Genomic DNA, 21,592 nt, shown 5'->3' with positions numbered 1-21,592 from the left:
TTCTGGTCAAAGGAAGTGGCATAAGCAAACATGCCGTACATATTGGTCACACTGCTGGTGTTCCAGGAGCTGATGTCCTGGTCAAAGGCAGTGGCATTCCAAAACATCATGTTCATATCGGTTATGTTACTGGTATTCCAGGAACTAATATCTGCGTTAAAGCTGCTTGCATAGCCAAACATTTTGTCCGTACTGCTAACACTGCTCAGGTCGGGAGCATCGGTGGCCTTAACCTCCATATTGCTACAGCCCCAAAATGCACCCTCCATCGTGCTCCAGGATATGCTGCCCCATTGGTCTACGGAAAGCAGCTTCTCCTTATCCCCTGTGTTGTTGAATTGTATCGCAGTAAGGGTCCCGTTCCCGGAAGCAGCATCCCGAAGGGCCACTTGTATCTTCCCGGAGGTATAGTTAAGCAGAGGGACATTCAAAGTGATGGTCCCGCTCTGGTCCAGCAGCTCATAGGTGCCGTCATTGCCCAGGTCCACATCGTAGGTCCCCACTGCGGGAATGGTAATGGAACTGCTGTTGGAGGTTCCGGGCTTGTTGGTGTCCCAGGTGGTGATGAACTCGGTCTGGGCATACAGGCCGGTGGTAATCAGGAAGGATGTAAAAAAGGTAAGTAAGGGCCGCTTCAGGCCCGTTGCGTAATTTGTCCCCATAATCTAAATCAGTTGTATGAATTCTCCTATTAAGCTAGTGCCTTATGCTCAACACTTTAAAAGGAAAGTAACAACTGTCTCTATTTGAAAATAAATGTGTGTTCCGAGTGGGGAGTAATAACAGCTTTCAATGAGCTCCTCATGACCTTCCGGAGGATAAGATTGCCGCCAATTTGCTCCGAAATAGGATTTTATGAGCGTTGAAATCCGAACCAATTGATAGGAATCTAGCTTATTTTTCTTAAAAATTTTATTTTCCTTTTTTCCCTTCTATTATTAACTTGTAGGAAATCAAAATGTTATGAGAGTTTCCTGTAGGAGTCGAATAAATCTTTGTGATTTTGTAATTCTCCTTTCCCTCCCAAATATTGCTTTTAACCAAGCTACTATGGTATAAACCGACGCTCTAATATGAAAACCCTCAAAAAAAAGAAATTAACCATAGCAGGTATCTCGGTATTCGCCTGCTGTCTTTCTCTTTGGTTCGTTTCCTGCCAAAGCCAAAAGGATGAATGGCAGCCGCTGTTCAATGGTAAAGATCTTGACGGATGGGTGGCAAAATTCCACCATCATGACTACGGTGACAACTATGCCAATACCTTTAGGGTGGTCAATGGGGCCATACAAGTGAATTACGATGATTATTCGGAGTTCAACGAGCGCTACGGACATCTGTTCTACAAGGAAGCTTTTTCTAAATTTCACTTAAAATTTGAATATCGATTTACGGATCAATGGATGCCGGATGCGCCGGACTATACCTATCGCAATAGCGGTATCATGTTTCACTCCCAGGACCCAAAAACCATATTAAAGGAACAGGATTGGCCAATTTCTGTGGAGTATCAGATGTTGGCGGATGAAGGTAAAGGGCCGCGGCCAACGGGTAATATGTGCTCCCCGGGTACTGAAGTGATTTTCGAAGGCTCCATGGATCCCAGACATTGCATCAGTTCAACTTCCGAAACCTATGCCTGGAACCAATGGGTTAAGGGAGAACTTGTGGTATACCGTGATTCATTAGTGATCCATAAGGTCAATGGCAAGGAGGTACTGCGGTACACACAACCCCAAATAGGTGGTGGGGTTGCCAATCGCTTTGACCGGGCTATCAAAATAGATGGAAAACTTCTAAGTGAGGGTTATATTGGCCTGCAAGCTGAGGGCCAAGGGGTGGAATTTAAGAATATTATGATCAAGGAGTTGGATTGATATCAGGAAGTCTTAGCACAAAACAAAGTCTTAGTAAATTTCGACCTTTATTTCATTACAAGTGGGCAAACTGGGTTAGTTCGCTTAGGACTAAAAATAAGAAACCCTGACGCTTCGGTCAGGGTTTCTCGGAATATGTGGTCCCACCTGGGCTCGAACCAGGGACCCCCTGATTATGAGTCAGGTGCTCTAACCAACTGAGCTATAGGACCATTGTAGTTAATAATATGTCTTGAACCGCCATTTTCTGTATCCCAATCTAAGATACAATTCTATTATTCAAGCAGTTCTGTCAGGTGCTCCCTGCCTGCCGATACCGACAGGTAGGCAGGTAACCAACTATACCCCGCCTGCCTCGTACAGTCGGGCAGGTATAAGACCGGTGTACTTTCAATAAGTTATTTTGAGGCCGTCGGTTCACTTTTCATCCACCCTCAAAATTCGGACTGCAATATTAGAATTTATTTTACTCCTGCGCAAATAGTATCCGCCGAAGCTTTAGCGTAGGAGGATTGTTCTTCTTTTTCCCCACCCTTGTCCTCCGTAGCTTTAGCGCAGGAGAATTCTTTACTATTTACCCCTCGACTGCGCTCGGGGTGACAAAAAGAACTTTCCTACTGCAAACTGCCAGCTGAATCTAGGCGTCCTGGCACAACTCCACCAGCACTCCATTGGAGCTCTTTGGGTGTAAAAAGGCAATCAGCTTATTGTCCGCTCCCTTTTTCGGGCTTTCATGCAACACCCTGAAACCTTCAGCCTTCAATCGCTCAATCTCCGCCTGAATATCATCCACCGCAAAAGCGATATGATGGATCCCCTCACCCTTTCTTTCCAGGAATTTGGCGATCGGACTGTCCGGATTTGTCGCTTCCAAGAGTTCTATTTTGTTCGGGCCCGACTGAAAAAATGAGGTGCGTACACCCTCCGAGGCCACTTCCTCTACCTTGTAATGCGCCTGGCCAAAAAGCTTTTCAAAAACGCGGTTAGAAGCCTCCAGGTCCTTTACCGCTATACCAATATGTTCTATTTTCTTCACTATCTTAGGTTCTACCACTAAATTACGCAATACTATCCGTATTTTTGCCCTATGGAAACACAAAGACAGAAAAAGATCGCCGGGGTTTTGCAAAAAGATCTGGCAGACATTTTACAGCGGGCAGCAACCGATGGTGGAATGAGGGGTACGCTGATCTCTGTTTCCAAAGTTTCAGTCACCACAGACCTGTCCATCGCCAAAGTCTATCTGAGTATTTTCCCTTCAAAGAACAGCGAAAAACTCATGGCGGGGGTTAAATCCAACCAACACCTTATAAAACACGAGCTGGCCCGGCGCACCCGAAATCAATTGAGACGTATCCCGGAACTCAGCTTCTTCCTGGACGATTCCCTGGACTATATAGACAAGATCGATCAATCCCTGAAAGGAGGCGATAACCCCATTGAAAAACCGGACCTCCTGGCAAAACGAAAAAAATCCTAGCCTTTCTGATTGAATTTCCCGGCTTACATAGCAAAGAGGTACCTGAGGTCCAAAAGCAGCCAAAATGCGGTAAACATTATCAACTTCATTACCTTCCTGGTCATTGTTATCGGGTCTGCCGCCTTGTTCATAGTACTATCAGGCTTTGCAGGCCTCAAAACCTTCAGCTTATCGTTTACCAACACCTTTGATCCCGACCTCAAGGCCACCCCGGCTTTCGGAAAGTCCTACACGCTAATTGCAGCTCAGGAGGAAGACCTGGCCAAAATTGAGGGAATCGCATCCTTCTCCAAAGAACTGGAAGAGCGGGTCTATCTAAATCACCAAAAGAAAAGCCATATCGCCTACATCAAAGGCGTAGACGAAAACTATATCCGTACCACAGGGGTAGACAGCACCATGTATATCGGACAATGGGGTATTGACGCCCAACAGGCAGTCGCCGGGATAGAAATTGCCAATCTGCTGGGGATGGCCGTGCAGGACTACCGCAGCCCCATGCTTATTCTTGCTCCCAAACCGGGAACGGGCTCCTTAAGGCCACAATCCTTCGGAGACCAGTTGTACAACCAACTTTCCGTAGTATTATCTGGTGTCTATGCCATAGAGGAGAACCTGGACAAAAAGTACGTGATCACTGCCCTGCCTCTGGTGCAGGCGCTACTTGAAAAAGACAGCACCCAGGTATCCGGGGTGAATTTTAAGTTGATGCCTGAAGCAGACGAGGAGGCAATTCGAAACCAGATCTATGAAGTATTGGGGGATGTTGTTCTCGTACAGGACAGACGGCAACTCAACAGTACGCTCTACCGTATGTTAAACACCGAAAACGTCGCTACCTACCTCATTTTTACCCTGGTTCTGATCATTGCCCTCTTCAATGTGGTTGGGGCCATCATCATGATGATACTGGACAAACAGCAAAACTCCAAAACCCTCTACAGCCTGGGTACCACCCTCAAAGAATTGCGAAGGATCTACTTTCTCCAGGGGGTTATGGTCACCAGTTTTGGCGGGTTGATAGGTGTAGTGGTCGCTTCCCTGCTGATTTGGTCCCAAATAGCATTCGGATGGTTGATGATCACTCCTTCCCTGGCCTATCCGGTTGAATTCCGCCCAATTAATGTGTTTATTGTACTGGCCACAATTGTAGTGTTGGGGGTGATCGCAGCTAAGATCGCCAGTAGCAGGGTAAACAGAAAAATGTTGGCCTGATCAGGCAAATACGTGATCTCCGAATTTTTCCAGAACCTCATCAAAAGCGGCAAATACATCCTCTGAGGCGTCGCTGGTAACCATTTTCATCCGATACTCCTTAAAGTTCGGAATACCTTTGAAGTAATTGGTGTAGTGACGCCTGGTCTCAAAAACCCCAAGCTTTTCGCCCTTCCAATCTATAGACATTTGCAGGTGCCTTCTGGCGGCGGTTACCCTTTCCTCCATAGTTGGCGGATCCAGGTGCTCACCGGTTGCCAAAAAGTGTTTTACCTCCTTGAAAAACCAGGGATAACCAATGCTGGCCCTGCCTATCATGGCCCCGTCCAGACCGTAATCGTCCCGCATCCGCTTTGCAGCCTCCGGACTGTCTACATCCCCGTTCCCAAAAACAGGAATATGCATTCTGGGGTTGTTCTTCACGGCGGCGATAGGGTCCCAATTGGCATTGCCCTTGTACATTTGCACCCTGGTACGCCCGTGGATAGCAATGGCCTTGCAGCCAACATCCTGCAGGCGTTCCGCCACCTCAACGATCTTAATGGAATCGTGGTCCCAACCCAGCCTGGTTTTAACGGTAACCGGCAAATGGGTGTGCTTTACCATGGCCTCAGTCAACTTAACCATGAGCGGAATATCTCTCAAAATCCCCGCTCCGGCTCCCTTGCATACCACTTTCTTAACAGGGCATCCAAAATTGATGTCGATGATATCCGGGTTGGATTTTTCTACGATCTCTACGGAACGCAACATGGAATCCAGGTTGGCACCGAAGATCTGTATACCTACCGGACGTTCTTTCTCATAAATGTCCAGCTTCATCACGCTTTTCGCCGCATCGCGGATCAGCCCCTCTGATGAAATGAATTCCGTATACACCACATCCGCACCCTGCTCTTTGCATAGCGCACGGAATGGCGGATCACTTACATCCTCCATAGGTGCGAGGAGCAAGGGAAAATCCGGAAGTTCTATCTTATCTATCTTTACCAACTGTCTCAGATATCTTTTGCGACTGCAAAATTAGTCAAAATTGCGCATTTGGGCCCATTTGCCGCATTTTCATGCATCGAAAAATAGCTTCATACCAAAAATAGAACAAACAATAACCGTATCTTTGCCCTCTCAAATTGGGCTAACAGCTCCTGTTGATAGGGTTCAACACTTATGAAGAACATTCGCAACTTTTGCATTATCGCACATATTGACCACGGTAAAAGTACCCTGGCAGACCGCCTGTTGGACTTTACCGGATCTGTAACTGAAAGGGAAAAGCAGGACCAGTTGCTGGACAATATGGACCTAGAGCGTGAAAGGGGGATCACCATTAAGAGTCACGCCATCCAGATGGAATACGAGTACCAGGGAGAATCCTATATCTTAAATCTAATAGATACTCCCGGACACGTGGATTTCTCATACGAGGTTTCCCGTTCCATTGCCGCCTGCGAGGGGGCATTATTGGTTGTCGACGCCGCCCAGAGCATACAAGCCCAGACCATCTCTAACCTTTACCTGGCTTTGGAAAACGATCTGGAGATCATACCCGTACTGAACAAGGTAGATCTACCCAGCGCCAATCCTGAAGAAGTTACAGACGATATTGTGGATCTGCTTGGATGCTCGGCTGAAGAAGTGATCCCGGCCAGTGCTAAGACCGGTATTGGAATTGAGGATATCCTGGAGGCCATCATAGAAAGGATCCCGGCTCCGGAAGGTAATCCGGAAGAGCCGTTGCAGGCCCTGGTTTTTGATTCGGTTTATAACCCATTCCGCGGAGTGGAAACATACTTCCGGGTGGTAAACGGGTCCATTCACAAGGGTCAAAAGATAAAATTCGTAGCTACCGGTAAGGACTATTTTGCCGATGAGGTGGGAACCTTGAAACTGACACAGCAACCCAAGCAACAGATCAATACCGGAGATGTGGGCTACCTCATCACCGGGATCAAGGATGCCCGAGAAGTTAAAGTCGGGGATACGATTACCGATGCCAACAAGCCCACAGATAATGCGATCGCCGGATTTGAGGATGTAAAACCTATGGTATTTGCAGGCATTTACCCTGTGGATACTGAGGATTTTGAGGAATTGCGTTCTTCCATGGAAAAGCTACAACTCAACGATGCCTCTCTTGTTTTTACCCCGGAAAGCAGTGCGGCCCTGGGCTTCGGATTTCGTTGTGGTTTCCTGGGGATGCTCCATATGGAGATCATTCAGGAGCGCCTGGAGCGGGAGTTCAATATGACTGTGATCACCACCGTTCCAAACGTAAGTTATCACGCCTATACCACTAAAAATACCGATCAGTCCATTATTGTTAATAACCCTTCCGACCTTCCCGATCCGTCTACGGTAGACCGGGTGGAGGAGCCTTATATTAAGGCCACGGTGATCACCAAGTCGGATTTTGTTGGAAATGTGATGTCGCTTTGCATTGAGAAGCGGGGCCAGATCACCAACCAGACTTACCTCACTCCGGAGCGGGTTGAATTGAATTTTGATATGCCGCTTGCGGAGATCGTCTTTGATTTCTACGACAGGCTAAAAACCGTCTCTAAGGGTTACGCTTCGTTTGACTACGCCCCGATCGGGATGCGGGTTTCTAAATTGGTGCGGGTAGATATACTGTTGAATGCCCAGCCCGTGGATGCGCTTTCGGCCCTGGTTCATGCGGATAACGCCTACCACATCGGTAAAAAAATGTGTGAAAAGCTCAAAGAGCTTATCCCAAGGCAGCAGTTTGACATTCCTATTCAGGCCGCTATCGGTTCCAAGATCATTTCCAGGGAAACCATCAAAGCGCTCCGTAAAGACGTGACCGCAAAATGTTACGGAGGGGATATTTCCCGAAAAAGAAAGCTTCTGGAAAAACAAAAGAAGGGTAAGAAACGCATGCGCCAGGTAGGCAATGTAGAGATCCCACAGCAAGCGTTTATGGCCGTACTTAAACTCAATGACTAGGGCTTTGCAGCACTGATCCGACCAGGGTAACAGCCAGCTCTGCTTTTTCTGACAATTTTTGCAAGGAATTAAATATTCCCGTATTTTGAAGGGTCAAAACCAAATAACTCGTTAGAGTTCTCCAAACCAAATGACCACATATATTGCCCAGTTTACGGCCAAACACCGTATTATTCAAATTGAACAGAATTCCATTTTTATCTGGCGCCAGGAAGGAGGTGAAATAGATGAAACCTTACTTTCGGACAAGATCACCCGGGAATCATCAGTGCATTTTTATCAACTTGTAGCAGGAAAGGGATACGAAATAGCCAGCAATGATATTTCAGTGACTGTATGGAAAACTGAGCCTTTTGCCGGATGATCGCCTTAGGCGGGTAAAGCCTTGTTTACAACGCTTTCCTCGTCGAACATTTTTCCGAGATAGACCAGCTGAAAGCCGTCTGTGATCGCCTGTACATCTTTGCTTTGGGATGAAATGATCTTGAGGTCTCCTTCAGGATCCTTGAGGAATATGGGTACGATATCATTATCTGAATTACTGATTGCCAGCAGTCGATCGTAGTGCGACTTGTCTTTCAGGGCTATCTCGTGAATCGCCGGAAATTTACGGCTGGCCTCTACAAGCTTGATGAAATCATCCGTATGGGAAAACAGCCCTTCACGGGGAGCCCCTTCCGGATTATTCATTTCCTCGTTGCTGACCAGGCGAAAAGATCCATTTTCGCCAAATTGCTTTTCAAACTTATCAATGGCGTACCGGTTGATCTCCGTATTGCCGGTCAACGCCATCAAATACCCCACATCACTTAGCTCAATATTGTCCGCAAGGGTGTCTGAATATACATTGGCGTTAATCGCTTCCAATCCCAATTCCTTAGCCTGTTCTACATTGGTAGGGTTATTGTCTATAAGCACTACATGCCGGTCATTCTTTTTCAGGTATTCTCCTATCAGTCTTGAAAACTCAGACGCGCCTATTATGAGGATACCGTTAGACTGTTGCAGGAATACTCCCAGTAACCTTGCGATATATCTCGCGGTGGTAGCGTTCAATAAGACCGTTCCCAAAACCACCATGAACACCAGCGGGGTGATGTATTCCGCGCCCGGCTCTCCTTTTATTAACAATTTAGAACCGAAAAGCGAAGCGATACCAGCTGCTACTATACCTCTGGGGCCCACCCATCCGATAAAGAGTTTTTCATTCGTTCTAAGTGAGGATCCCTGTGTACTCAAGAGTACCCCCAATGGCCTGACAACGAAAACTATTACCGCAAAGAGTATGGCTGTGTTCCAGTTGTAGATCAATTCCAGGTCGCTGATATTCATATTCGCCGCGAGCAGGATAAAAAGGATAGAGATCAACAAGACACTCAGGGATTCCTTAAAATATAGCAGTTCTTTGAGGTTTGGAAGATCCATATTTCCCATGACCATCCCCATGATCACCACAGCCAGCAGGCCGGATTCGTGTGCAAAAACATCTGATTCCACGAAGACCAGAAGCACCACCGAAAGCGACACCACATTGAGGAGGTAGTGAGGGATAAAATTACGCTTAATGGCAAACGCCAGGGCATGAGCAAATGTAAATCCGAAGGTAAAGCCAAACAAAATGATCTTTCCAAATTCTATCAGAGCAGTCTGGGTATAAGCCTGCCCTTCTCCCACACTGATAAACTCAAAAACAAGTACTGCAACCAGCGCGCCAATAGGGTCTATAAGGATCCCCTCCCATTTTAATACGGCTGATATATCCTTTTTTAAGGGAATATTTCTAAGAATGGGTGTAATTACCGTAGGACCGGTAACAATGATCAGGGCCGAAAACAAGAAAGACATCTGCCAGCTCAGGTCAAAAATAAAATGAGCGGCTATACCAGCCGCAAAAAAAGTAACCAGGGTCCCCACAGTGATCAGCTTGGTGATCACCGGACCAACATTCTGAATTTCAGAACGCTTTAGGGTTAAGCCCCCTTCAAAAAGTATTATGCTAATTGCCAGGGAAACAAAGTAATAAAGGCCTTCGCCCGGGAAAAGTCCGTTCTTTCCGTTCCAAATGGGTTCAATTAGCTTAGAACCATCTGCAGTAAACAAGGTAGCGATCGGTCCAACGAGCAGGCCAATGAGGATAAGCGGTAAGATTGCGGGTAGTTTCAACCGCCATGCCATCCATTGCGCCAATATTCCCAGGATAATAATCCCTGCCAGTTCTAACATGCCCTTGTTTTGTGCGAAATTTACTGTTTTTATTTTAGAAATGTGCTATCCTCAAACTGAGTCGTAACAGCCGTAGAAAAATAAGGACAATTGTGCAGCGAGGCCTTACCGGAAAATTTGGGGCCAAAAAGAATTCTTAAAAGGATATGTTAAAAAATCTGAGGGTCTCCACGCTATCCCTACAGCTTTTCTTATTTTGCAGCCGCTTAGAAAAATAGATAATGACCTTATACCCCATAGAGACAGGTAATTTTAAGTTAGATGGCGGCGCCATGTTTGGGGTAGTACCGAAATCGTTATGGACCAGGACCAACCCGGCAGACCATAATAATATGATAGACCTGGCCGCGAGAAGTTTACTTATAGAAGATGGCAACCGCCTTATACTAATAGATACCGGGCTAGGCTCCAAGCAATCCGAAAAATTCTTTAGTCATTATTACCTCTGGGGGGACCATTCCCTGGATCGATCCCTTGCCAGCGCGGGATTTCATCGGGACGACATTACGGATGTCTTTATGACCCATCTTCACTTTGATCACTGCGGAGGCAGTGTACAATGGAATAAGGATAGAACCGGCTATGAACCCGCATTTAAGAATGCGGTTTTTTGGTCTAACCAGGCGCATTGGGAATGGGCAACCCAACCAAACGCCCGGGAAAAGGCATCTTTTTTAAAGGAAAATCTGCTTCCTATGGAGGAGAGCGGACAGCTGAAGTTCATCCCTGATCCGGAATCGGATTTTGTAACAAGTTCGGAGCTGGGATTTGATATTCTCTTGGTCAACGGACATACGGATAAGCAAATGATCCCCCATATCTCCTACAAAGGAAAAACCCTGGTCTTTGCCGCAGATCTCATCCCTACTGCAGGGCATATTCCACTTCCTTATGTGATGGGATACGATACCAGGCCTTTGCTGACCCTGAAAGAGAAGGCGGTTTTCCTGGAAAAAGCGGTAGAAGAAGAGTACATCCTTTTTATGGAACACGATGCAGTGAACCAACTCTGCACCTTAAAGCAAACAGAAAAGGGCACCAGGCTCGATAAAAGCTATACATTCGATGAGATCTTTAATTAAAATACTATTTGGTATATTTCTCATTCCCTACCTGTCTTCCTGCCAGCAAGGGCCACTTAAAAGCACGGATTTTTCCGAAGAAGCTGCATTTACAAGTGGAATTGAAGGCCCGGCGGTAAATGCGGAAGGACTGCTTTTTGCCGTAAACTTTGAGAAAGAAGGCACTATAGGAAAAGTTGATCAAAACGGAAAGGGAGAATTGTACCTAACACTTCCCGAGGGCAGTATAGGCAACGGGATCCGTTTTGATGCTGATGGGAATATGTTTATAGCCGATTACAAAGGTCATTCTGTGTATAGGGTTAGCCCCGGAACTTCCGTTCCGGAGATATGGGTCAGGGACACCACCATGAATCAACCGAACGATCTGGCCATGGATTATAAAGGCGGCATTTACCTCAGCGATCCCAATTGGGCTGAAAGTACCGGAAATTTGTGGTATGTTTCTCCGGATCGCAAGCTGATACGATTAGAGGAAAATATGGGTACGACCAATGGGGTTGAGGTTAGTCCGGATGGAAAATACCTCTATGTTAACGAGTCCGTTCAAAGAAAAGTTTGGCGATATTCCATAGATGAAAATGGCAGGGTTTCAGGTAAAGCCCTCTTCCACTCCTTTGAGAATTTCGGGATGGATGGGATGCGATGCGATATGAAAGGAAATTTGTACATTACGCGCTATGGCAAGGGTACCGTAGCCATTCTAAACCCTGACGGAAAATTGCTTGAGGAAGTAATATTAAAAGGGAAAAAGCCTTCTAATATAACCTTTGGAGGTGCAGATGGTACTACCTGTTTTGTCACTTTGCAGGATCGGGGTTGCCTGGAGCAGTTCTCCGCACTAAATCCCGGAAATCATTACAATAAAATACACTAATAATTAGCAATCATATGAAGATCCGTTTTTTTAAATTACTCTGTGGTCCGGCTTTAGGGATACTTATACTAAGCGGCTGCGGAGGCACATCCCTTATACTTACTCCTGTAGAGAATATAGACAATGTACCCTTGAAGATCACGGAGCTCAGTGAATCTGAAAAGAGATCCTGGGGTCATGCAGACCTTACCACGGATACCATTCCCGGAATGAGTGTTAACCGCGCCTACAGAGATATCATCGGAACTAAAAAGGGTAAAAAAGTAATCGTAGCCGTAATCGATTCCGGAATGGACCTGGAGCACGAAGACCTTGATGGCGTTCTGTGGACCAATAAACGTGAAAGGCCAGGGAATGGGAAAGACGATGATAAGAATGGCTATGTTGATGACATTCACGGCTATAACTTTTTAGGTGCTTCATACAATGAGCAACTGGAATTTACCAGAATAGTAAAACTCAAACTGGCTGATGCCGATACTCAATTGAAGGCCAAAAGCCAATTAGACTCTGAAAGCTCACAGGCCAAACAGAATAAGCAACAATATGAGCAGATCCTGCAAACCGTGAAAAATGCCGATGAGGCAGTAAAAAAGCATCTTGGAAAAGACACCTACGATAAAGAGGATATTACCCAAATCAAAACGGAGGATCAGGCCATGCAACAGCATATTGGCGTTTTAATGCAGATGTATTCTTTTGCAGACAGTATTCCTGAAGTACTGGAAGAGCTTAAAGACGGTATTAACTATTTTTCCGAACAGCTCAACTACCACCTGAATGCGGAATTTGACGGACGTAAGCCCGTAGGTGATAATCCTTATGATTTTGATGACAAGGGATATGGCAATGGTAATCCTCAAAACATGCTCAAAGACGAAAGTCACGGAACACATGTTGCCGGGATTATCGGAGCTGAACGCGATAACGGAGTCGGGATGAAAGGAGTTGCCAATAACGTAGCGCTTATGAGCCTGAGAGCAGTCCCCAACGGAGACGAATACGATAAGGATATCGCCCTGGCGATCCGCTACGCGGTAGACAATGGAGCCAAAGTGATCAACGCCAGTTTTGGAAAGTCCTTTTCTCCCAATGCAGATTGGGTTTACGATGCCATTAAATACGCAGCGGAAAAAGACGTGCTTATCGTACATGCCGCGGGCAACGATGGGAACGACCTCGATAATCCCGCAAATCCAAACTTTCCGAATGACCAGATTAACAATGGCCCCGAATTTGCGGACAATGTGATCACGGTAGGTGCCCTGGCCAGCAAATACGGTTCGGAAATGGTGGCTTCTTATTCCAATTACGGAGCAATAAATGTGGATGTGTTTGCACCGGGTTCGGATATCTATTCCACCCAGCCCGGAAACAAATACGAGTTTAGTAACGGTACCTCATTTGCGGCACCGGGGGTTTCAGGGATAGCGGCGCTGATCCGCTCGCATTATCCAAAACTTACGGCTTCAGAAGTAAAAAAGATCATAATGACCTCTGGTCTCAGGGTAAAGACATCTATTATAGTATCCGGAGATGCTTCCAAGGCCAGTTATATGGACAAGATCTCAAAATCAGGAAGGATTGCCAATGCCTATAACGCTTTGATCATGGCGGAACAGGTCGCTAAAGGAAAACTAAAAGTCTAGCACAAACAAAAAGTATATGAAAAGATTGATGTGGCCTGTAATGGCGCTTTTGTTCACAGTGGGAGTTGCAGCACAGCAAAATTCCTACTGGCAGCAGCATGTAGATTACAAGATGGAGGTTAATATGGATGTGACCAACTTTCAGTATTCCGGGAAGCAGAAACTGGTTTATACCAACAATTCTCCGGATGTCCTGAACAAGGTATACTACCATATGTATTTTAACGCTTTTCAGCCGGGAAGTGAAATGGATATCAGGCTTCAGAACATCAAAGATCCTGACGGCCGTATGTTTGTAGATGGCAATAGCCGTATAGCCGCACTGAAACCGGAAGAGATCGGTTACCTCAGAGCCACTTCCCTTACCCAGGATGGTAAGGCGGTAGACTATTCCCTGGAAGGTACGGTTTTAGAAGTAAGTCTGGCCTCTCCCATACAGCCGGGATCTAAAACTACTTTTGATATGGTGTTCGAAGGGCAGGTACCCGTTCAGATCAGGCGTTCCGGAAGAAATAATGCCGAGGGGGTCGCACTTTCAATGAGCCAGTGGTATCCGAAACTGGCGGAATACGACTTTGAAGGTTGGCATGCAGACCCCTATATCGCCAGGGAGTTCCACGGGGTCTGGGGTGATTTTGATGTCAAGCTCACCATAGACAAGACCTATGTTGTTGGCGGAAGCGGTTATTTACAAAATCCCCAGCAGATAGGCCATGGCTACGAAGCGCCTGGCTCTAAAGTAGACCGCCCAAAAGGCAAAACGCTGACCTGGCATTTTATAGCGCCAAAGGTGCATGATTTTATGTGGGCCGCAGATCCGGAATACATTCACGACACTTTGCAGATGGAGAATGGCCCCTTACTGCATTTCCTCTATAAGAACGATGAGGATATCCTGGAGAACTGGAAGAATTTACAGCCCAAGACCGCGGACGCTATGACCTTCTTCAACAAGAATATTGGCACTTACCCCTACGATCAATACTCCGTAATCCAGGGTGGGGACGGCGGAATGGAATACGCTATGAGTACGCTGATAACGGGTAAACGTAGTTTTGGTAGTTTGGTGGGAGTCACCGTTCACGAGCTGGCGCATTCCTGGTTTCAGCACGTGCTGGCCACGAATGAAGCCAAGCACGCCTGGATGGATGAAGGCTTCACCACCTTTATTTCCAGCCTTTGCATGAATGAAATAATGGATCAGAATAAGGTTAACCCTTTTGAGGATTCCTACAAAGGCTATTTCGCCCTCACCCAATCCGGCAGGGAGCAGCCACAGGGCACTCATGCAGATCGCTACGACGTGAATTTCGCCTATGGCATCTCTGCTTACAGCAAGGGATCCGTCTTTCTCTCGCAACTTGGGTATGTTATTGGTCAGGATAAGCTTATGGAGACCATTCGGAAATACTATGACGATTTTAAATTCAAACATCCAACACCTAACGATTTCAAAAGGACCGCGGAAAAGGTTTCCGGGCTGGAATTAGGATGGTACCTGCAGGATTGGACGCAAACGACCAATACGATTGATTACGGTATAAAAGAAGTGTTAGCCGAAGGTGATAACACGCGGATAAACCTCGAAAGAATAGGGCTTATGCCTATGCCCGTAGACGTTCTGGTGGTTTATAAAGACGGGAGCAGGGAAACCTTTTATGCACCTTTGCGGGTTATGAGAGGAGAAAAAGAAAACCCCTATCCCGGGCTGGAACGCACTTTACTACCAGACTGGGCCTGGGCCTATCCATCTTACGGATTTCAGGTGGGCAGACCGCTGTCCGAGATCCAGGCGATCTCCATAGATCCCTCCCAACTCATGGCAGATGTAGACCGTGAGAATAACCTTTGGCAGGCCGAAGAACTGGATATTAAAGATTAGGCGCCCGGACGAAACCAGGATGTTTTCCTGTAGTCTTTGGTACGGGCAACACGCTCCCTGGAATTGAGTAGTATGCGGTCTTCTGCCAGTTCCCGGTTTCGGTATCCCAAAATATGGAAGAAGGGTTTGGTGAAAAAGCGGGCAATTCTGGTGTTGACCAGCAATTGCTCCTTTCTATTCCGGGATCGGGTAACACCTGGAAGCAATAGCAACAAATTCTCCAGGCGAAGTTTGCGCACTATTCTGGAAATCCACAGGGCCCAAATAGGGATCTTACGTATGAGAAAGAACCCTTCTTTTCCCTGAGCCTGGTAAAGCGGCATGAATAGAACAGCCTTTTTCTTTGTAAAAACTACCTTTCCGTTATGCTCGGCCAAAATGGTTCCCTTGGCGACATCTCCGAAACTTTCAAAACCTTCTATCATTTGGTATTTATCCCCGGGTTCTATCTGGTGTTTGTGAGTTACTTCATAAAAATTCCCAATACTTTCCTTTACCATACTGCCCAGTTCCGCCGAAAACCTCTCGTGGATCCTATGCCCATCATCCTTCATAAATCCGGTGTAAACCAATGTCAACCACATAAAGGCAATGGCAGCCTGAACAGCCTCCGGGTCGTTATGCTGGCCGGATTCAAAACCGAGAGAAACGTAACCCAGCGCATTGATATAACTCAACAAAGGTCCTTCCAGAAATTCTTCAATGCCCAAGATGACAGGTACAGGGAATTGTTTTGAAAAATCCCTGTTGATCAAGGCATCATTTATGGTTATAAAGGGAGCGGTTGGACTGGAGGTAGTATGAAGGTCAAAAAAATAGAAAGGTGGTGACCCCAGACTAAGGACCTTCTTAATGATGGAGTAAAGCTCCACAAGTTCAATTTCTTCCGTGGTCCTGGAAGCCTTCTCTTTCCCGGTGATCCTGGAGATTTCTTTGGTGGTCCAAAGCCGGTTCAGGTCCTGCTCCACAAACCGTTTGCCGATAGTACCGGCCGGTATATTTCCGTGGATCCCGAAGAGCGAACCCTTATATCGCTCCTGATTGCCCTCCAGGGTGGAGAATACATGCTGTATCGCTTTGAGTCCGGCAGGTTCATTGCCATGAATACCGCCGAAAAAAACCAGAGTAGGGCCTTCGGGTTTTATGATTTTCCCTATAAAGCGATCTTCTTCGGTATCAGGCAAGGGGTCTTGTTTTTTTAGGAGCAAAGTGTCAGAGGTCATTTGAAGTGATTATCCCTACCAACCGCTTTCCCTGGAGGACGGGCAGGCAGTTTATGTTGTTGGACTGCATTAAATCCTTAGCTTCGGCATGGCTGGCGGATTTGTCAATGGTGATCAGGTCGCGCTGCATCAAAGCATCAATACGTCCCCTCAGGATTTCAGGTTCATCCAGGTACTGCTCCATATCCTTCCAGCTTAGCAACCCTGAAAGCTCCTGTTTCTTATTCAATACGGGCATATGATGTATGTCCTTCCATTGCATGGTTTTCAGAACTAGTTCTAAACTGTCATTTTCGAGGACTGTAATAACCCTCGTATTCATAATGTCCTTCACCTTCCTGGCTTCGTCTTTTGTAGCAAACTCATCTCCACGTGGCAATTCCCACGCGTCTACAGCATATTTTTTGTTCTGCCTTTCATGCATTGCAGCCACCAGAATTCTAAGCGCTTCGGGTCTGTTGGCCTTCTTTCTTAAAGATCTGTAGGCCTCCGTGATCCATCGCGAGCCGCCGCGGGTTTTTGCCCTCCGTTCTATTACGGACAGATAACGCTCAACGTCTTTTGGCTCCAAGTCCATTTTGTAAAGTCCCTTATACGCCATGGGCAGGAGGGTGTCCAGAATAAGATCCCTGCTACTGCAAAGTTTACCATCCCAATAGAACTGAGATGCCATCCCGTACCTGGCGGCATTAAAAAAGTTGCCTTTTACGTCTTTGAAATCCATCCGCTCATGAACATTATCCCATTCCGCGGGCCTTCCCTGCATGATACCTACCCAGAACATCATATTAGCGATCTCATCCTCTGTTGTCGGTCCTGCAGGAATATAGCGGTTCTCTATTCGCAGATGGGGTAGCCCGTCCGTGATACCATAGCACGGGCGGTTCCATTTATAGATGGTTCCGTTTAGCAATCCAAGCGCCTTTAGTTTAGGGGTCATTCCTCCCTTGATCTCCTCCCAGCTTAAATCGTTGAAATCTCCTGTGATCAGGCTTCGATAACCGATAATTTCGTCTTTCAAAAAGTCCGCGATGGTCCCTTTTACCCACTGGTTGCCGAAACTTACCCTGGATTCCCGCTCGTTAAGCACAAAGGAACTGGGCCTGGTATCAATGCTCTGGGTAAAAAGTGCGATCCGCGTTTCTTCCCATAGTTCCTTACCCATTAGAAGTGGTGAGTTGGTACAAATGGACAATACCGGACCGGAAATGGCCTGTGCCCAATTGTAAGCGCTTATGAAATCTTCAGGATCTATTTGCAAATGCGCCTGGAAACTGGTGTTACAACCCTCGTACAATATAGAATCGTGATATAGGTTTATCTCGTCCACCCCTTTAATATGCAATTCGATGTCCTTCTGTCGGATCTCCTTTATGGATTTGTTCAAAAGATCGTATCGTTTGGCAGGGGTCATATAATCCTTTTCCAGGTGATCGGAGCCAATTGTTGGCAAAATACCGGTCAGTACAATTTTAGAATCGTGTTTGTCCGCTACCTGGCTTACCTTATCGAGCAATAGGTCTAACTGCCAGTGAAGTTCAGAAAAGCAGGAGCCTTTCAGCACCAGGGGATCCAGGTTGATCTCAAGATTATACCGCGTAAGTTCGTGAGTGAAATGGGGATCGTTTACCTCCTCGAGAATGTCTCCGGCATTGTTATTGGGTTCCCAATTGTTTTGCGTCACACAAAACTCTTGTTCCGCCCCTATTCGGATAGGTTTCCGCTCAAATCGTTTTTCTTTGATCAGAAATTCCAGAATCTCAATCTCCTTGAGCAACTGAGAGATATAATTGGCCTTGTCCGCGTGCCTTTCAAATCTTTTAACCTTAAGTTCTCCCATGTGAATAAATTAGCTAAAGAGCAAGGTAGACCGGTTTTTCCCGATTTTAAATGACAATTGTCATACGCAAGGGTCTCATTATATTTGCTAATTTTGATCTTTATGCGCTTTACCTTTCCCAAAAGTGAGAAACTGAAAAGCAAAAAGCTTATCGGGGAGTTGTTCTTAAATGGGCAAAGCATTACAGTATACCCTTTGCGTCTCGTTTACCTCAAATTATCAGATCCCGGCCCCGTTGCTATTCGCGCCGGAGTTTCCGTTCCTAAAAAAAAGTTCAAAAGCGCCGTAAAACGGAACCGTATCAAAAGGTTATTAAGGGAAAATTACAGGCTGAACAAACACCGTTTTTTTAACAACATAGAGGGAAACTTTGCGTTTCTATTTTTATATATTGGAAAAGAAATGCCGTCATACCGGCAGCTAGAGAAGAGTATGTCAGGCGTTATTCAAAAATTCTTAAGCAAAGAAGGCCATGCACAAATTGACCCGTAAAAAGATATTGATCCCGGTTTTTGCCGTTGTCCTGCTCATCGCAGGAAGTAGCTTTAAAAGCGATTTTTTCGAGATTGCCAAGCAAATCGAAATTTTCACCACGCTTTTCAAAGAGCTCAATATGAATTATGTGGATGAGACCAATCCGGCAGAGCTCATGGACACAGCCATTAAAAACATGCTAGAAGATCTGGACCCATACACCAAATTCCTCAATGAACAGGATGTTGAGGCTTATAAGATCAACAATGCCGGTGAATATTCGGGAATAGGGGCACTGGTCCGCTCCTATAATGAAAAACTGCTCATTGTAGAGCCCTACCAGGGTTATCCTGCGGACCAGGCAGGTCTCAAGGCAGGAGACGAGATCATCAAGATAGGGGATATTACCATTTCCGACTTTAAAGACGATGCCAGTGAGCTTTTGAAAGGCGCCAACAATACCAGTGTGGATGTGACTTTCCTGAGACAGGGAGAAACCAAGACCACCACCATAAAGCGCGAAGCCATAGAGGTAGATGCCGTACCCTACTACAAAATGGTAGGTCCTAATACCGGTTATATAGTTTTGTCTAAGTTCAATGCCAAGGCATCCTCCCAAACCAAGTCGGCCCTGATCGACCTTAAAGGTCAGGGTGCTGAAAAGATCATACTGGACCTTCGGGGCAATCCCGGCGGCTTGTTGTCAGAGGCCATCAACGTTACCAACCTTTTTGTTCCCAAGGGAGAGCTTATCGTTACCACAAAATCCAAGGTTAAAAAGTTTAACAGGGAATACAAGACCAGGAATAAGGCAGTGGATGAGGAGATCCCCTTAGTGGTACTTGTCAACGGAGGAAGTGCTTCCGCGAGTGAAATCGTTTCCGGCAGCCTTCAGGACCTGGACCGCGCGGTGATCATAGGAGCCAGGAGCTTTGGGAAAGGTCTGGTACAAAGGCCTTTAAGGCTTACCTACGGCACACAGCTAAAAGTTACTATTTCCAGGTATTATACGGCTTCGGGCAGATGTATTCAGGCGCTCGATTACTGGAACCGGGACGAGCAGGGTAATGCCGTAAGGAATACCCGCTTTAAGGACTTTACCACCAGAAACGGACGAAAAGTCCAGGACGGCGGGGGAGTGATGCCGGATGTAGAGGTGGCTGAAGCCAGAACCAATGTGCTAACACGTGCTTTGCTAAACAATCACGTGATCTTTGATTTCGCAACACAGTATTATTATGGTCACAAGTTGTCAGACGTTGGGTCCTTTAATTTTTCAGATTCGGACTTTAGTGATTTCAAGACCTTTGTATCTCAGAGTAATTTTGACTTTGAAACCAAAGCTGAGCGCGCTTTAAAGGAGGCAATGTACGGTGAGGACAAAGCCATTTTCGGATCGGATTTGCACGAAAGTTACAAGAGCCTGTTGGTTGAGATCAACAAGACCAAGCTAAGCGCACTGGACAAGCATCAAAAAGAGATTCAGAAGAATCTGGAAGATGAGATCCTCAAGCGTTATTTCTACAGGCAGGGTTTGTACGATTATTATCTGGACCACGACGAGGCTATCATGACAGCGTCCGCGATTTTGAAAGATAGTTCCAGATATTCAGAAATTCTGAGGTAGCTCCTACCCCTTCCCAATAGGCCGAAGCCCTTTTAAACAGGGCTGATACCAATTTGGTTTACCTTCTGATAAAATAGTATAGAGTAAATTCCTAACTTCATGCTATCTTGCTCAGTATGGAAAAAATGTCATGAAGGGACCCGGGATCTTTTTAGCGCAATTTGTGGGAGATGATGCTCCCTTTAACTCTCTTGTTTCCATGGCAAAATGGGCCTCAGATCTGGGGTACAAGGGAGTACAGGTCCCAAGCTGGGATCCCCGATTGTTCAACCTGGATCTGGCCGCTGAATCCAAAGCTTATTGCGACGAAATTAAAGGGTCACTCCGAGATGAGGGACTTGAGCTTATAGAACTGGCCTCCTATCTCCAAGGTCAGGTTTTGGCCATGCACCCTGCCTATCAAAAGTTATTTCAAGGCTTCTATCCCAAAGGCCTGAAGGGACAAGAATGTGTACGATGGGCCACAGCTGAACTTCAAAAAACTATCAGGGCTTCCGCTCATTTAGGCACTACCAATATTTCTGTAATGTCTGGCGGACTGGCCTGGCCCTACATTTACCCCTGGCCACAAAGATCTCCTGGTCTTATTGAAGATGCTTTTGACGAATTGGTTGCACGTTGGCTTCCCCTGCTTAACCAGGCTTCGGAGGCTGGAATTACCTTCGGTTATGAGCTGCACCCCGGTTCTGATTTGTTTGATGGCGCAACCTATCAAAAGTTCCTGGACAAAACAGATGAACATCCGGCTGCATGCCTTACTTATGACGCCAGCCACTTTCTATTGCAACAACTGGATTATCTTGATTTTATAAAGATCTTCAAGGATAGAATTAAGGCCTTTCACGTGAAAGACGCGGAATTCGTTCCGGATGGTATGACCGGTGTTTACGGAGGATATCTGGATTGGAAACAAAGGGCTGGCCGCTTCAGATCCCTTGGGGATGGTGAGATCAACTACAGCAGGATCTTTAGTATGCTCACCGCCGCCGGATATGAAGGCTGGGCCATAATGGAATGGGAATGCTGTATAAAAAGCCCGGAACAGGGCGCCACAGAAGGTGCCGAATTTATCAGCAGGCATATGATCGAACTAACAGATCGCGCTTTTGACGACTTTGCCGGAAGTGAAACCGATTCCCAACTGAACAATGAGTTATTGGGGCTCTCAGAAGAACCTTAAGT

General features: G+C 46.3%; 18 protein-coding genes and 1 tRNA gene. 12 read left to right on the top strand and 7 right to left on the bottom strand.

What is annotated here, in order from left to right:
• The coding region (locus tag GTQ38_RS03475) for a BspA family leucine-rich repeat surface protein (RefSeq protein ID WP_161433993.1) at nucleotides 1-662 on the bottom strand (662 nt) is incomplete at its 3' end.
• 411 nt (nucleotides 663-1,073) lie between these two features.
• Between GTQ38_RS03475 and GTQ38_RS03470 the strand changes: the two genes are divergently transcribed.
• Nucleotides 1,074-1,874, top strand: coding sequence for a 3-keto-disaccharide hydrolase (locus GTQ38_RS03470; RefSeq protein ID WP_161433991.1), 801 nt, complete (start codon nucleotides 1,074-1,076; stop codon nucleotides 1,872-1,874).
• A gap of 138 nt (nucleotides 1,875-2,012) precedes the next feature.
• Here the strand turns inward: GTQ38_RS03470 and GTQ38_RS03465 are convergent.
• Together GTQ38_RS03465 and mce are read right to left on the bottom strand one after the other, a co-directional pair.
• Nucleotides 2,013-2,086, bottom strand: a tRNA-Ile gene (locus tag GTQ38_RS03465).
• Between the two features lie 425 nt (nucleotides 2,087-2,511).
• Entirely contained in the window at nucleotides 2,512-2,910 is a 399-nt protein-coding gene (mce, locus tag GTQ38_RS03460; protein WP_161433989.1) for a methylmalonyl-CoA epimerase, read from the bottom strand.
• Nucleotides 2,911-2,961: 51 nt separating this feature from the next.
• Here mce and rbfA point away from each other — a divergent pair, with 51 nt between their 5' ends.
• Together rbfA and GTQ38_RS03450 are read left to right on the top strand one after the other, a co-directional pair.
• Nucleotides 2,962-3,354, top strand: coding sequence for a 30S ribosome-binding factor RbfA (gene rbfA / locus GTQ38_RS03455; RefSeq protein ID WP_161433987.1), 393 nt, complete (start codon nucleotides 2,962-2,964; stop codon nucleotides 3,352-3,354).
• A gap of 9 nt (nucleotides 3,355-3,363) precedes the next feature.
• On the top strand, nucleotides 3,364-4,569 hold the full coding sequence (locus tag GTQ38_RS03450; protein WP_161433984.1) for an ABC transporter permease: 1,206 nt from the start codon (nucleotides 3,364-3,366) through the stop codon (nucleotides 4,567-4,569).
• On the opposite strand, the gene dusB is transcribed toward GTQ38_RS03450, so the two are convergent.
• Entirely contained in the window at nucleotides 4,570-5,562 is a 993-nt protein-coding gene (gene dusB / locus GTQ38_RS03445; RefSeq protein ID WP_161433982.1) for a tRNA dihydrouridine synthase DusB, read from the bottom strand.
• 174 nt (nucleotides 5,563-5,736) lie between these two features.
• Here dusB and lepA point away from each other — a divergent pair, with 174 nt between their 5' ends.
• Both lepA and GTQ38_RS03435 read left to right on the top strand, forming a co-directional pair.
• On the top strand, nucleotides 5,737-7,533 hold the full coding sequence (lepA, locus tag GTQ38_RS03440; protein ID WP_161433979.1) for a translation elongation factor 4: 1,797 nt from the start codon (nucleotides 5,737-5,739) through the stop codon (nucleotides 7,531-7,533).
• 130 nt (nucleotides 7,534-7,663) lie between these two features.
• Complete coding sequence (locus tag GTQ38_RS03435; protein ID WP_161433977.1) at nucleotides 7,664-7,897, top strand: GTP-binding protein LepA; 234 nt, start codon at nucleotides 7,664-7,666, stop codon at nucleotides 7,895-7,897.
• Nucleotides 7,898-7,902: 5 nt separating this feature from the next.
• On the opposite strand, the gene GTQ38_RS03430 is transcribed toward GTQ38_RS03435, so the two are convergent.
• Nucleotides 7,903-9,756, bottom strand: coding sequence for a cation:proton antiporter (locus GTQ38_RS03430; protein WP_161433975.1), 1,854 nt, complete (start codon nucleotides 9,754-9,756; stop codon nucleotides 7,903-7,905).
• Nucleotides 9,757-9,977: 221 nt separating this feature from the next.
• Here GTQ38_RS03430 and GTQ38_RS03425 point away from each other — a divergent pair, with 221 nt between their 5' ends.
• Genes GTQ38_RS03425 through GTQ38_RS03410 form a run of 4 tightly spaced genes read left to right on the top strand, consistent with a single transcriptional unit; the run spans nucleotide 9,978 to nucleotide 15,246 of the window.
• Nucleotides 9,978-10,838, top strand: a complete 861-nt coding sequence (locus GTQ38_RS03425) for an MBL fold metallo-hydrolase (RefSeq protein WP_161433973.1) — start codon at nucleotides 9,978-9,980, stop codon at nucleotides 10,836-10,838.
• Nucleotides 10,822-11,715, top strand: coding sequence for an SMP-30/gluconolactonase/LRE family protein (locus tag GTQ38_RS03420; protein ID WP_238857765.1), 894 nt, complete (start codon nucleotides 10,822-10,824; stop codon nucleotides 11,713-11,715). Before GTQ38_RS03425 ends, GTQ38_RS03420 begins: the two co-directional genes overlap by 17 nt.
• A 14-nt stretch (nucleotides 11,716-11,729) precedes the next feature.
• Nucleotides 11,730-13,364 (top strand): S8 family peptidase, encoded by a 1,635-nt coding sequence (locus tag GTQ38_RS03415; RefSeq protein WP_161433971.1) that lies wholly within the window; start codon nucleotides 11,730-11,732, stop codon nucleotides 13,362-13,364.
• 16 nt (nucleotides 13,365-13,380) lie between these two features.
• Entirely contained in the window at nucleotides 13,381-15,246 is a 1,866-nt protein-coding gene (locus GTQ38_RS03410; protein ID WP_161433969.1) for a M1 family metallopeptidase, read from the top strand.
• Here the strand turns inward: GTQ38_RS03410 and GTQ38_RS03405 are convergent.
• Both GTQ38_RS03405 and GTQ38_RS03400 read right to left on the bottom strand, forming a co-directional pair.
• Complete coding sequence (locus GTQ38_RS03405) at nucleotides 15,243-16,469, bottom strand: succinylglutamate desuccinylase/aspartoacylase family protein (RefSeq protein WP_161433967.1); 1,227 nt, start codon at nucleotides 16,467-16,469, stop codon at nucleotides 15,243-15,245. The two genes, GTQ38_RS03410 and GTQ38_RS03405, sit on opposite strands and share 4 nt — an antisense overlap.
• Nucleotides 16,459-18,309: a CBS domain-containing protein gene (locus tag GTQ38_RS03400; RefSeq protein ID WP_161433965.1), complete on the bottom strand. Its 1,851-nt coding sequence runs from the start codon at nucleotides 18,307-18,309 to the stop codon at nucleotides 16,459-16,461. The genes GTQ38_RS03405 and GTQ38_RS03400 overlap by 11 nt, the downstream gene beginning before the upstream one ends.
• Nucleotides 18,310-18,411: 102 nt before the next feature.
• Here GTQ38_RS03400 and rnpA point away from each other — a divergent pair, with 102 nt between their 5' ends.
• From rnpA to GTQ38_RS03385, 3 genes are all read left to right on the top strand, one after another.
• Nucleotides 18,412-18,801 (top strand): ribonuclease P protein component, encoded by a 390-nt coding sequence (rnpA, locus tag GTQ38_RS03395; RefSeq protein ID WP_161433963.1) that lies wholly within the window; start codon nucleotides 18,412-18,414, stop codon nucleotides 18,799-18,801.
• Entirely contained in the window at nucleotides 18,782-20,410 is a 1,629-nt protein-coding gene (locus tag GTQ38_RS03390) for a S41 family peptidase (protein ID WP_161433962.1), read from the top strand. Before rnpA ends, GTQ38_RS03390 begins: the two co-directional genes overlap by 20 nt.
• Nucleotides 20,411-20,540: 130 nt before the next feature.
• On the top strand, nucleotides 20,541-21,590 hold the full coding sequence (locus GTQ38_RS03385; protein ID WP_161433960.1) for a sugar phosphate isomerase/epimerase family protein: 1,050 nt from the start codon (nucleotides 20,541-20,543) through the stop codon (nucleotides 21,588-21,590).
• The last annotated feature ends 2 nt before the right edge of the window (nucleotides 21,591-21,592 follow it).

This window comes from Poritiphilus flavus (assembly GCF_009901585.1).
Classification (GTDB): domain Bacteria; phylum Bacteroidota; class Bacteroidia; order Flavobacteriales; family Flavobacteriaceae; genus Poritiphilus; species Poritiphilus flavus.
Note: the sequence above shows the minus strand (reverse complement) of the source record. Positions and strands in the feature narration are given on the sequence as shown.

Bases quoted from the DNA above. Each gene is read 5' to 3' on its own strand.
- GTQ38_RS03410 (WP_161433969.1), top strand. From the start codon at position 13,381: ATGAAAAGATTGATGTGGCCTGTAATGGCGCTTTTGTTCACAGTGGGA.
- GTQ38_RS03420 (WP_238857765.1), top strand. From the start codon at position 10,822: ATGAGATCTTTAATTAAAATACTATTTGGTATATTTCTCATTCCCTAC.
- rbfA (WP_161433987.1), top strand. From the start codon at position 2,962: ATGGAAACACAAAGACAGAAAAAGATCGCCGGGGTTTTGCAAAAAGAT.
- GTQ38_RS03390 (WP_161433962.1), top strand. From the start codon at position 18,782: ATGCACAAATTGACCCGTAAAAAGATATTGATCCCGGTTTTTGCCGTT.
- GTQ38_RS03400 (WP_161433965.1), bottom strand. From the start codon at position 18,309: ATGGGAGAACTTAAGGTTAAAAGATTTGAAAGGCACGCGGACAAGGCC.
- GTQ38_RS03425 (WP_161433973.1), top strand. From the start codon at position 9,978: ATGACCTTATACCCCATAGAGACAGGTAATTTTAAGTTAGATGGCGGC.
- GTQ38_RS03415 (WP_161433971.1), top strand. From the start codon at position 11,730: ATGAAGATCCGTTTTTTTAAATTACTCTGTGGTCCGGCTTTAGGGATA.
- GTQ38_RS03385 (WP_161433960.1), top strand. From the start codon at position 20,541: ATGAAGGGACCCGGGATCTTTTTAGCGCAATTTGTGGGAGATGATGCT.
- rnpA (WP_161433963.1), top strand. From the start codon at position 18,412: ATGCGCTTTACCTTTCCCAAAAGTGAGAAACTGAAAAGCAAAAAGCTT.
- lepA (WP_161433979.1), top strand. From the start codon at position 5,737: ATGAAGAACATTCGCAACTTTTGCATTATCGCACATATTGACCACGGT.
- GTQ38_RS03435 (WP_161433977.1), top strand. From the start codon at position 7,664: ATGACCACATATATTGCCCAGTTTACGGCCAAACACCGTATTATTCAA.
- GTQ38_RS03470 (WP_161433991.1), top strand. From the start codon at position 1,074: ATGAAAACCCTCAAAAAAAAGAAATTAACCATAGCAGGTATCTCGGTA.
- GTQ38_RS03405 (WP_161433967.1), bottom strand. From the start codon at position 16,469: ATGACCTCTGACACTTTGCTCCTAAAAAAACAAGACCCCTTGCCTGAT.
- GTQ38_RS03430 (WP_161433975.1), bottom strand. From the start codon at position 9,756: ATGTTAGAACTGGCAGGGATTATTATCCTGGGAATATTGGCGCAATGG.